General features: G+C 66.5%; 9 protein-coding genes. 3 read left to right on the top strand and 6 right to left on the bottom strand.

What is annotated here, in order from left to right:
- Positions 1–6: 6 nt before the first annotated feature.
- The 5 genes from BMW87_RS28015 to BMW87_RS27995 form a co-directional block, all read right to left on the bottom strand.
- Positions 7–444, bottom strand: coding sequence for a DUF2141 domain-containing protein (locus BMW87_RS28015; protein WP_093058150.1), 438 nt, complete (start codon positions 442–444; stop codon positions 7–9).
- Between the two features lie 138 nt (positions 445–582).
- Positions 583–1,689: an AI-2E family transporter gene (locus BMW87_RS28010; protein ID WP_093080517.1), complete on the bottom strand. Its 1,107-nt coding sequence runs from the start codon at positions 1,687–1,689 to the stop codon at positions 583–585.
- Positions 1,690–1,850: 161 nt separating this feature from the next.
- Entirely contained in the window at positions 1,851–2,555 is a 705-nt protein-coding gene (locus BMW87_RS28005; protein ID WP_093080515.1) for a GntR family transcriptional regulator, read from the bottom strand.
- 20 nt (positions 2,556–2,575) lie between these two features.
- A complete protein-coding gene (locus BMW87_RS28000; protein ID WP_093080512.1) occupies positions 2,576–3,910 on the bottom strand; it encodes a C4-dicarboxylate transporter DctA in 1,335 nt (444 codons plus the stop codon).
- Positions 3,911–4,043: 133 nt separating this feature from the next.
- A complete protein-coding gene (locus BMW87_RS27995; protein WP_093058154.1) occupies positions 4,044–4,985 on the bottom strand; it encodes a LysR family transcriptional regulator in 942 nt (313 codons plus the stop codon).
- 136 nt (positions 4,986–5,121) lie between these two features.
- Between BMW87_RS27995 and BMW87_RS27990 the strand changes: the two genes are divergently transcribed.
- Genes BMW87_RS27990 through BMW87_RS27980 form a run of 3 tightly spaced genes read left to right on the top strand, consistent with a single transcriptional unit; the run spans position 5,122 to position 11,075 of the window.
- Positions 5,122–6,600, top strand: a complete 1,479-nt coding sequence (locus tag BMW87_RS27990; protein ID WP_256216944.1) for a short-chain fatty acid transporter — start codon at positions 5,122–5,124, stop codon at positions 6,598–6,600.
- Between the two features lie 25 nt (positions 6,601–6,625).
- On the top strand, positions 6,626–10,090 hold the full coding sequence (locus BMW87_RS27985; protein ID WP_093080510.1) for a molybdopterin-dependent oxidoreductase: 3,465 nt from the start codon (positions 6,626–6,628) through the stop codon (positions 10,088–10,090).
- A gap of 40 nt (positions 10,091–10,130) precedes the next feature.
- On the top strand, positions 10,131–11,075 hold the full coding sequence (locus BMW87_RS27980) for a bifunctional Delta(1)-pyrroline-2-carboxylate/Delta(1)-piperideine-2-carboxylate reductase (protein WP_093080507.1): 945 nt from the start codon (positions 10,131–10,133) through the stop codon (positions 11,073–11,075).
- Positions 11,076–11,501: 426 nt separating this feature from the next.
- On the opposite strand, the gene BMW87_RS27975 is transcribed toward BMW87_RS27980, so the two are convergent.
- A complete protein-coding gene (locus BMW87_RS27975) occupies positions 11,502–12,020 on the bottom strand; it encodes a DUF4760 domain-containing protein (protein WP_093080505.1) in 519 nt (172 codons plus the stop codon).
- Positions 12,021–12,123 lie beyond the last annotated feature (103 nt).

Below are 12,123 nucleotides of genomic sequence, written 5' to 3'. Positions count from 1 at the left end.
TACTCCTCAGTGCAGGTGAATGACGGTCTGCAGGTCGGCGTCGACGCTGATCGCCGCGGCTTCGAAGGACGGCGGGGCGCGGTTGCCCTTGGCGTCGTTCGAGAAGCCGTAGCGCTCGGTCGGCATGCCCATGAGGTTGGTGTCGAGCTTGCCGTTGCCGTTCTCGTCGGCAAACACCCGCAGCGCGTAGCGCCCTGGCGCCAGCCCCGCGAACACGAGCCGGGCCTTGCCTTCGCGCATCGGCGCGGTCTGCGAGGCCACGGCCTTGCTGTCGGCGTAGCCGGCGGCGTCGTTGTACAGCGCGACGTAGAGCGTGGCTTCGGCGGTGGGGCCGTCGGCGACGCTCAGGCTCAGGTCGGCGGCAAGGGCGCCGAAAGGCGCGAGGGCCACGGCGGTGCACAGGGCGCGCACGACCGGGCGGGACAGGAGGGCGGGAAGTTGCATGGCAGGCCTCGTTGGAAGTTGGAGGCCCGACGATCTCGCAGGCTGGGCGCGGTGCCCAGCGCCATGTGACGAAACGCAGGTTTGCGCGCGTGAAATGCGCGCGGGCGGGGACAGAACGGGCCGGCGCCCGTGCCTGCCTCAGCCCTTTTTCTTGTCTCCGGCGCTTTCCGCGCCCTCAGCCGCCTCGTGGCCGTTGCCCACGTGCCCCGAATCCGCGAACAGGCTCCACGCGGCCATGAACAGCGCCGCGATCACCGGCCCGATCACGAAGCCGTTGATGCCGAAGATCGCCATGCCGCCGATGGTCGACATCAGCACGATGTAGTCGGGCATCTGCGTGTCCTTGCCCACCAGCACGGGGCGCAGGATGTTGTCGACCAGGCCGATCACGAACACGCCAACGAAGATCAGCACGCCGCCCTGCCAGAAATGCCCCGTGGCCAGGAAGTAGATGGCCACCGGCCCCCAGATCAGCGCGGCACCCACGGCGGGCAGCAGCGAGAGGAATGCCATCAGCACCGCCCACAGCAGCGCGCCCTGCACGCCGAGGAACCAGAAGGCCAGCCCGCCGATGGTGCCCTGCGCAATGGCCACAGCCACGTTGCCCTTCACGGTGGCGCGGATCACGGTGGTGAACTTGTTGAGCAGGTAGTGCGTGTGCGGCTTGGCGAGCGGCACGGCATCGCGCATCGTCTTCGACAGCGTCGCGCCGTCGCGCACCAGGAAGTACAGCAGGTACAGCATCACGAAGAAGCTGACGACAAAGTCGAAGGTGTTCTGCCCGATGGTGAGCGCCTGGCTCGCGATGATCTGGCTGGCCTGCCCGGCGATGGCCGACACGCGCGCCTGCCAGGCTGCCATGTCGCCGAGGTTGAAGCGCTCCACCAGGTTCAGCAGCCATTGCGGCGAGGCATCGAGGATCTGCTGGAAGTAGGCCGCGAAGTTGATTTGCCCCGAGCGGATGTTCTGCGTGACCAGCGCGATCTCTTGCACCAGCGACACGCCCACCATCGCCAGCGGCAGGATCACGATGAACAGGCAGATGGCCAGCGTCGACAGCGCAGCGGCATTGGGCTTGCCGCGCATCTTCTTCAGCAGCCACTTGTAGAGCGGCGTGAACAGGATCGCCAGCGCCACCCCCCACAGCACTGCGCCGAAGAACGGCATCAGCACCCAGAGGAAGGCGGCGGTCACGGCGGCGAGAAGGGCGAGGAACACGCCGCGCTGGAGTTGGGGTGAGTTCATAGTTGTCTCGGACTGTAGCCGAGCCGGAACCCACGGCCGTGTCAGCGGGCGCGCCCTTGTGCGGCGCAACAGGACTGGGGAGGAAATCCGCCGGAAGCGATGGCCCGGCGGGCTATGCCTGCTATCGAACAGATAGCTACCACCGGTATTAATGCACGGCTTCAGCGCTTGGCGCGCGGCAACGCTACAGGCGCCAGCGTGGCGCGCAGCCGGCTCGGCGCGTCCGGCTCGGCGGCGGCATCGACCTCGAGCGAGCGCTCGACATTGCCGATGTGATCGAGCATCAGCCGCCGCGCCCCGGCGGTGTCGCCGGCCTCAAGGGCCGCGACGATGGCGCCGTGCTCAGAGCAAGACTGCCCCGCCTCGTGCTTCGACTGGTAGAGCGTGGCCGCCAGCGTGGTGCGCGCCGTGAGGTCGCGCAGCACGTCGACCAGCAGCTGGTGTCCCATCTGCTCGGCCAGGCACACGTGGAAGTCGGCCAGCAGGAAGGCGCGCGTGGCGGCATCGGCGCCTTCGATGGCGCGCTGCTCGTCGGCGATGTGGTCACGCAGCTTGCGGATCACCTTCGACAGCGGCCGCCCCTCGCTCGCTTCGAGGATGCCGGCCTCGACGATGCGCCGTGCGGAGAAAGCATCGCGCGCTTCTTCGGCCGAGGGCTCTACCACGTACCAGCCGCGGCGCGACTGCACTTCGACAAAACCGCGCGCCTGCAACTGCATCAGCGCCTCGCGCACCATCGTGCGGCTCACCGAGAAGTTCTCGGCCAGCGCCTGCTCGCCGAGCCGCTCGCCCGGCGCGAGCTTCTGCGCGAGGATGGCCTCGACGACGCGTTCGGCAATGACGGTGGGGCTGACGTCGGCGGGCATGTTTCTTTTCTTTTTCTTCTTCAGTGGGCGCTCGAGGCGGTGGAGGTGCCTGCGGTGTTCACCACGGGCTCGGTCAGCGGCTCGTCGTCGGGCAAGTAGCGGCCGTCGAGCACCGCGTGTGCGCGTTCGCGGTCGATGTCGCCTTCCCAGGCGGCGATGGCAACGGTCGCCACACAGTTGCCGATCAGGTTGCCCAGTGCGCGGGCGATGCCCATGAACCAGTCGACCGACAGCACCAGCACCAGCCCGATGGCGGGAATCGCCGGAATGGCGTGCAGCGTGGCGGCCAGCACCACGATGGCCGAGCCCGGCACGCCGTGCGCACCCTTCGACGTGACCAGTGCGATCGCCAGGATCGTCATCAGGTCGGTCATCGAGATTGGCGTGTTGGTGGCCTGCGCGATGAACACGGCCGCCAGCGTGATGTAGATGGAGAACGCGTCGAGGTTGAACGAGTAGCCCGTGGGAATGACCAGGCCGACCGTCGAATCGCGGATACCCATGCGGCGCAGCTTGGCCATGATCTGCGGCAGCACGCTGTCCGACGAGGTGGTGGCGAAGACGATGGTGAGCTCTTCGCGCAGGTAGCGCAGCAGCTTGATCAGGCTGAAGCCCGACATGCGCATCACCAGCCCCAGCACCACGAACACGAAGATCAGCACCGCGCCGTAGAAGAGCGCAACCAGCATGCCCAGCTGCTTGAGCGAGCCGATGCCGTACTGCCCGACCGTGAACGCGATGGCACCCAGCACGCCCAGCGGCGCCAGCTTGATGATGATTCCCATGATCTTGAACAGCACCAGCGAGAGCGCATCGACCACCACGGCCACAGGCTTGCCACGCTCGCCCAGCAGCGTGAGCGCGCAGCCGAAGAGCACCGCGAACAGCAGCACCTGCAGCACGTCGCCGGTGGCGAAGGCGTTGACCACCGTGGTCGGAATGAGCTTCATCAGGAACTCGACAGTACCGCCGCTTGTGAGCTTGTCGGCGTTCGAGGCATAGGCGCTCATCGCTGCCGGGTCGAGCTTCGACGGGTCGACGTTCATGCCCGCGCCGGGCTGGAACACGAAGGCCAGCACCAGGCCCATCGCCAGCGCGATGGTGGTCAGCACCTCGAAGTAGATGAGCGACTTCACGCCCACCCGGCCCACGCGCTTCAGGTCTCCCGCGCCGGCAATGCCATGCACCACCACGCAGAACACCAGCACCGGGATGATCATCTTGATCAGCTTGATAAACCCGTCACCCAGCGGCTTGAGCTTGACGGCGTACTCGGGCGCGAAGAGCCCCGCGAGCACGCCGAGCACCAGCGCGATGACCACCTGACCGAAAAGCGATTTGGCGAAGCGAGGCATGGAGTCTCCTGTCTGTCTTGTCTAGGTTTTGCATGCAAGCAACGCCTTGTCTTGCATACAAGAAATGTAGGCAAGAAGACTTTGGGAAGGTCAGAGGGTATTCCCGGGCCCGCCATTTGTTGATTGGAGTGAACTACTGCGGCTCGTCGTCCATACGCGGTTGTGACTCTCTCGTCAGCGTCTTGGCCAGCAATCGCAAGGTACTCGCGGAGGCTGCAGTGGCCTCGGAAAGAACGGCTCCGCGCCGGTAGGCCAGCCCCAGGTCCATCGAGGGCACCGCGCTCGACACCACCGTCCTGCGAATTCGCCCGCCGTCGTGAGACCAGGGGCGAAACACCAGATCCGACAAGATGGTCACACCCACGTTCTGTGCAACGAGGCTGCGCACGGCCTCGATCGATTTGGTGCGGAACACGACCTTGGGCTTGAGCTTCATTGCGCCCCAGTAGCGGCCAACGGTGTCCACGTGCTCGTCCATGTCCAGCAGCACGAAGGGCAACTGCGCGATCTCACGCAGCGACACTGACTTCTGCGCCACCAGCGGATGGTCGAACGACGTCCACAGGCGGCGCTGCGACTTCAGCAGGTTCTCGCGCCGGATGTCCGGCGCGCGAGAGAGGTTCGACACCAGTACCACGGCCAGGTCGAACTCGCCGCTGCGCAGGCCATCCTCGATCTCGAGCCGGTTGCGCTCCACGGGCTCGAACTCGACCAGCGGCAGTTGCCTGCGCATCGCGCCGATGATCTTCGGCAGCATGTATTCGGACACGGTGTCGGTGATGGCGATCTGCACCCGCCCCTCGACCGAGGACACCGAGTTGCGGGTTTCCTCCACCGCTGCCTCGAGCGTGTGCAGCATGTGCTCCGCGTGCCGGAGAAAGCCCTCGCCCTGCACCGTGAGCCGCAGCCCGTCGGAGTGCCGCGTAAAGAGCTGCACCTTCAGCGTGGACTCCAGGTTCTTGAGCGAAGTGGTCAGCGACGGCTGACTCACGTAGCAGCGCTGGGCCGCGCGGGACACCTGCCCCGTGTGCGCGGCAGCCACGAAGTGTTGCAGCTGCTTGATCGTTATCGACATAGATGTGCCCTATATCGCTCTATTGAAAATAGAGATTATGAATTGTCGATGGTAGTTCCTAACATCCGCGCAGCACGCCATGTCAGGCGTGTGACGAGGACGCCCACAGTTCCAGCAGCAGTAGCAGGAGAAACCCATGCCATCGACATCACAGACTTCCGCCGGCCCCGGCATCCACCCTCCTGTACTCCAAGACGCCCAGGCCGATGCCGGGCTGCTGAGCCGCCTGGGCCTGCGCTTCACAGCCTGGGCCGAGCGCTGGTTTCCCGACGCCTTCGTGTTCGCGGCCATCGCCGTGGTGGTGGTCGCGGGCGCCGCGCTGCTCAACGGATCGAGCCCGCAGGCGGTGGCCAAGTCCTTCGGCGACGGCTTCTGGAGCCTGATTGTTTTCACGATGCAGATGGCGCTGGTGGCCATCGGCGGCTACGTGGTGGCGACCTCGCCGCCGGCCGCGCGGCTCATCCGCAAGCTGGCCGCACTGCCCGTGTCGGGGCGGCAGGCCATCGCGTACGTGGCAGCGATCAGCATGATCCTGTCGCTCTTCAACTGGGGCATTTCGCTGATCTTCAGCGCGCTCTACGTACGCGCGCTGGCCGGCCGTCTCGACCTGCGCATGGACTACCGTGCCGGCGGCGCGGCCGCCTACCTCGGCATGGGCGCGACCTGGGCGTTGGGGCTCAGCTCGTCGGCGGCGCAGTTGCAGGCCAACGCCAGCAGTCTGCCCAAGAGCATTCTTGACATCACCGGCGTGATCCCGTTCAGCCAGACCATCTTCCTGTGGCAGTCGGTCGTCATGGCGCTGGTGTTGATCGTCGTGTCGGTGGCCATCGCGCTGTGGTCGGCGCCCGACGCGAAGCACGCAGTCACGGCGCAGGATCTGGGCGTGGACCTCACGGAAGCGAAGCCGGCCTCCCCCGAGTCCGCCGGGCGCCGCCCCGGCGAGTGGTTCGAACGCAGCCCGCTGCTCACGCTGCTCCTGTGCGCGCTGGGCTTCGGCTGGTTGGCGCAGGAGTTCATGGCCAAGAGCCCGTTGATCGCGATCTCGGGCCTCAACACCTACAACCTGTTGTTCCTCATGATCGGGCTGCTGCTGCACTGGCGCCCGCGCAGCTTTCTCGACGCGGTGTCGCGTTCGGTGCCGTCGACGGCGGGCGTGATCATCCAGTTCCCGCTGTACGGTGCCATCGCGGCCATGCTGACCGCCGCCAAGGGCGACGGAGGCATCACGCTGTCGGACCGCATCGCGCACCTGTTCGTGAGCATCTCCAACGTCGACAGTTTCGCCGTGGTGATGGGGGCGTATTCCGCCGTGCTGGGCTTCTTCATTCCCTCGGGGGGCGGCAAGTGGATCATCGAGGCGCCCTACGTCATGCAGGCGGCCAACGACCTGAAGGTACACCTGGGCTGGGCCGTGCAGGTCTACAACGCGGCCGAGGCGCTGCCCAACCTGATCAACCCGTTCTGGATGCTGCCGCTGCTGGGCGTGCTCTCGCTCAAGGCACGCGACATCGTGGGCTTTACCTTCCTGCAACTGCTGGTGCATGCGCCGCTGGTGCTCTTCATGCTCTGGTTCTTCGGCCGCACGCTGAGCTATGTCGCGCCGGTGATTCCTTGAATGCCTTGAGTCACGCAGGTTCCGGATGCAAGTGACGACGACGGCGGCAACGCAAACCAAGCAGGGCTACTGCACGCTCTGCCGTTCGCGCTGCGGAACGCTCAACGAGGTGCGCGACGACATGCTGGTGTCGGTACGGCCCGATGCCTCGCACCCTACCGGCGAGGCGATGTGCATGAAGGGCAAGGCCGCGCCCGAGCTTGTGCACAGCCCGCACCGCCTGCGCTACCCGATGCGCCGCACCAGGCCCAAGACCGAAGCGGATCCGGGCTGGGTGCGCATCGGCTGGGACGAGGCGCTGGCCGAGACCGCGCAGCGGCTGGGCGCCATCAAGGCCGAGAGCGGCGCCGAGTCGGTGGTGTTCGCCGTGACCACGCCCAGCGGCACACCACTGACGGACAGCATCGATTGGATCGAGCGCTTCGTGCGCCTCTTCGGCAGCCCCAACATCTGCTACGCGACCGAGGTGTGCAACTGGCACAAGGACTTCGCGCACGCCTTCACCTTCGGCTGCGGCATGCCCGCGGCCGACTACGCGCAGGCCGAACTGATTGTGCTGTGGGGTCACAACCCCGCGAACACCTGGCTGGCACAGGCCAATGCCATCGGCCGGGGTCGTGCGAAGGGGGCGAAGATGGTGGTGATCGATCCGCGCCCCACCGCGCTCGCGCGGCAGGCCGACACCTGGCTGCCCGTGCGACCCGGCACAGATGCGGCGCTGGCGCTGGGGCTGATCCACCTGCTGATCGCGGACGCGCGCTTCGACGAAGACTTCGTGCGCGCTTGGACCAATGCCCCGTTGCTGGTGCGCGGCGACAACGGACACTTCCTGCGTGAGCAGGACCTGTGGCCCGATGCCGAGGGCAACCGCTTCGTGGCGTGGAACGAGGCGCTCGCTTGTGCGGTGCCTTATGACACGGCGCAGGCGGCGCAAGCCCAGGACGCAGCCAACTTCCGCCTGCGCGGCGCGGTCGAGATCGATGTGGGCGCACATCGCCTGTCGTGCGCTCCGGCTTTCGAGCTGCTGGCCCAGGGCTGCGCCGCCTATACGCCGCCGGATGTCGAACGCATCACCGGCGTTGCCGAAGCCTCGTTGCGCGCGGTCGCTGACCTCTTCGGCACTTGCCGCCGCGTGGCCTATCACGCCTGGACTGGCATCGGCCAGCACACCAACGCCACACAGGCCGAACGCGCGGTCGCCACGCTGTATGCGTTGTGCGGCAGCTTCGACCGCATCGGCGCGAACCGCGTTCGCGTCGGTCCGAGCGTCAACGCCGTCAACTCGCTCTCGCTGCTGCCCGACGCGCAGCGCGCCAAGGCGCTCGGTCTTGCGGAGCGCCCGATCGGCCCCCCCGCGCACGGCTGGGTGACGGCGCGCGACACCTACCGCGCGATTCTCGAAGGTGAACCTTACAAGGTGCGCGCGATGATGGCCTTCGGCACCAACCTGCCCGTGTCGCAGGCCGACACCGCGCTCGCGCACCAGGCGCTGTCGCAGCTCGAATTCCACGTGCACTGCGACTTGTTCGAAACACCCGCCGCCCGTTACGCCGACATCCTGCTGCCGGTCAACACGCCATGGGAACGCGAAGGCCTGCGCATCGGCTTCGAGATCGACGACCGCGCGGCCGGTTGGGTGCAGTTGCGCCAGCGCATGGTTGTGCCGCGCGGCGAATCGCGCTCAGACAACGATGTGATCTTCGAACTGGCCACCCGCCTTGGCATGGGTGACGGCTTCTTCGGCGGCCGCCTGGACGCCGGCTGGAACCACATGCTCGAGCCGCTCGGCCTCACGGTCGACCAGTTGCGCGCCCGGCCCGAAGGCATTGCCTGCGCCATCGACGCAAGCGAGCAGAAATACGCCCGCGCCACGCCCACCGGCGTGCGCGGCTTCGACACCCCGACGCGCCGCGTCGAGCTCTATTCCGAAACCCTGCTGCGCCACGGCCAGCCGCCGGTCGCCACCTTCGTCGAACCGGCCGACACGCCGCGCGATGCGGAGGCCACGCGCCAGGGCCGCTTCCCCTATGTGCTGAGTTCGGCCAAGAACGGCTTCTATTGCCATAGCCAACACCGCAGCCTGCCTTCGCTGCGCAAGCGCGCGCCCGATCCGGTGGCCGAGCTGAGCCCCGTACTGGCGGCCGCCAGGGGCATCGCGGACGGTGACTGGATGCGCATCCGCACGCGCGTGGGCGAAGCCCGCTTCGTCGCACGCGTCACGCCTCAACTGGCGGACGACGTCATCGTTGCCGAGTTCGGCTGGTGGCAGGGCTGCCCCGAGCTCGACCGCGACGGCCTGCCGATCGAAGGAGCACTGGGCAGCAACTTCAACGCGCTGATATCCGCCGACAGCTGCGACCCGGTGAGCGGCTCGGTGCCGCACCGCTCCTTTCTCTGCGACATCGAACGCGACCCGGCTACCGAGACGCGGCAGCGCAAGTGGTCCGGCTACCGTCCCTTCCGCGTCAGCGAGCTGCGGCCCGAGGCCGATGGCGTGCTGGGTATCCACTTCGAGCCGGTCGACGACGGCAAGCTGCCCGACTACCGCCCCGGGCAGCACGTCGAGATGCAGTTGCATCTCGACGATGGCACGCAAGTCACGCGCGCCTACTCGCTCACAGGCGCGGCCGAGGTGCCGGGCCGGCGCAGCTACAGCGTGGCCGTGCGCCACCAGCGCGGCCGCTCGGCCGACGGCACGCCGCACGAGGGGCGCGTGTCGAGCCATCTGCACTGCGCGCTGAAGGTCGGCGACACCCTCATGCTACGTGCGCCGTCAGGCGGCTTCGTGCTGCCGCGCCACTCGCCGCAACCGCTGGTCTTCTTCGCGGGCGGCATCGGCATCACGCCCTTCATCAGCCTTCTCGAGTCGCTTCCCGACGGCACGCAAGGGCCGGCCATCTGGCTCTACTACGCGAACCAGAACAGCACGACACACGCCTTTCGCGAGCGTATCGCGCAGCACCGCGCGCGTCTGCCGCAGTTGCGGGTCGTTGACCACTACAACGCACCACGGCCGCAGGAGCGCCTGGGCATCGACTACCAGTCGAACCGCTACATCGACGCAAGCGTGGTGGACGATGCGCTGATCGCGCAACGCGCCCGTTTCTACATGTGCGGACCACCCGCCATGATGGACGCCGTGACCGACGGGCTGATGGCGCGGGGCGTTCCGCGCTTCGACATCTTCAGCGAAGTGTTCCGCTCGCCCACTGCGCCGCCCACCGACGGCGACCAGCACTTCACCGTCAACTTCGCGCGCTCGGGCCACGCCCCCGCGACGTGGACGCCCAGACAGGGCACGCTGCTGACTTTTGGCGAATCGCTCGGCCTGCAGATGGCCAGCGGCTGCCGCGTGGGCCAATGCGAGAGCTGCGCCGTGCGCCTGCTGGCCGGCAAGGTTCGTCATCTGCACGGCAGTGAGCCGGAAGACCCCTCCGTGTGCCTCGCCTGCCAAGCCGTCCCTCTCGAAGACGTGGTGCTCGAGGCATGACTGCGGGCACTTCCATCCACTCGATTCCATCCGCAACCCTATGAAAATCATCGATACGGAAAGCACCCGCCGTGCGCTGCCCTTCGAACGCCTGATCCCGGCGCTTCGGGAGATGTTCGTCGCTGGCTGCGAGGTGCCGTTACGGCACACGCATTCGCTCGAGGTCGGGGCGGACGACCCGCCCCGCACCGTGCTGGTCATGCCGGCGTGGCAGCGCGACCGCTACCTGGGCATCAAGACCGTGACCATCTTCCCGGACAACGCGCAGCGCGGCCTGCCCGGACTGTTCTCGACCTATGTGCTGTACGACGCAAGCACCGGCGAGCCGCTGGCGCAGATCGACGGCAACGAGATCACTTCGCGGCGCACCGCTGCCGCATCGGCCCTGGCCGCGTCCTATCTCGCGCCTGCGGGTGCGCGCAGTTTGCTGGTCGTCGGCTGCGGGCGTGTCGGCAGTCTTGTTCCCGAGGCCTACCGTGCCGTGCTTCCCATCGAACGAGTAGCGGTGTGGGACCGCGACGAATCCGCGGCGAAGGCACTCGCTGCGCGGCTGTGCGCGCAGAACATCGAGGCGGCCGTCGCGCCGGACCTCGCCAAGGCGGTGAACGATGTCGACGTCGTGAGCTGTGCCACGCTCGCCACGCAGCCACTGGTGCAGGGCGCGTGGCTGCGGCCGCGCAGCCACCTCGACCTGATCGGCAGCTTCACGCCGCAGATGCGCGAAGCCGACGATGCCTGCTTTGCTGGCGCACGCCTGTTTGTCGATACGCAAGAAGCGTTGCACAAGAGCGGCGAACTGCTCGGGCCCATGTCGCGCGGCGTGTTCGCCGCCGCAGATGTAGCGGGAGAGTTGGCCGATCTGGCCGCGGGCAGGACTCAGGGACGAGCCGAAAGTGACGGGCGGACCGTCTTCAAGGCCGTGGGTACCGCGCTGGAGGACTTGGCCGCTGCAGTGCTGGTCTACGAGGCTTCCGATCCGCACTGAGCACTTACCTTCGCAGGCCGTCGCTACATGATCTCAAAGAATCGCTTTTCTCGACCTCTCGCGTCCCAAACTTCACAGAAGTCGATCTGTCCCGCCGTTTCCAGACATGTCAGATGGCGTCTTGCGTATCAAAGTGCGCGCCGTTCATGCGGGCTACCTGATGCGCCTATGGTCCGTGGATCGGCTAGTCCAGAACATTGATACTTGCACAGCTGTCACTTGGAGTTTGGTCTAGAGGGGGCAGTCCACGACTTTGTTTTTTGCCTGCCTTTTTGCAGTACTAGCTGATCAACGGCCTACATGTCTTCTGGTCCATCGGTTTGTTCCCCTTGGGCAGCTGCCCAAGGGGGAACAAAGCGGTGGGATGCAAGCGGGGCACACGTCGCACCGAAGCGCCACGCTGGCTGAGAGAGGTCCTCGTCGGGTCTATGCGGAAGGAGGCGGGGGCGCGGTGGTAATCGTCGCCTGAGCCTGTTCCGCCTCGCAGCGTTTCTTGAACTCGGCGTGGAGCTCCAGGAAGTGTTCCAGGACGTGCTTGTCGAGATCGTGGCGAGCCTTGATCCATGCCTCGACCGCCGGGTTCTTCTTCGCATCGATGAAGTACGCCCACCAGTAGTTGTAGACCAGCTCTTTGTCGAAGGCTTTCTTCTTGACCAGGAGAGCCACGGTATCGAGCATGCCCAGCATGCTCTTTGCCGCATCGTCAAAGTCCTGGCCTTCTGCAACAGCCTTTTGCACGAGCTTCCAGTCGGCCATCAGCCCGGCGGTCCGCTTCTCGAGAAATCCGACGGTTTCCCGGTAGCGGGCGGACTTCGTGTCCGCGTAGAGCTTCCAGATGAATGTGCATATGCCTGCGACCAGCGCCAGCAGCGAAAGCCAGTCGCGAAACGCAACGCCATTCTGCTGCGTCATCTGCTGGGCACACGCCGAGAGAATTTCGTTCATGCCTTGTGCTCCTTCGTCGTGAAAGCAGGCCATGGAGGCCGTCCCGAGTCTGTGCTTTCTCGACGGATGCAGCATCCCTCGAATGCGGGAGGCGCCTGCTCGG

Origin of the sequence: Variovorax sp. OV084 (genome assembly GCF_900111625.1) — a bacterium.
Classification (GTDB): domain Bacteria; phylum Pseudomonadota; class Gammaproteobacteria; order Burkholderiales; family Burkholderiaceae_C; genus Variovorax.
The sequence above is the reverse complement of the archived record's forward strand: the minus strand, read 5'-3'. Positions and strand labels throughout refer to the sequence as shown.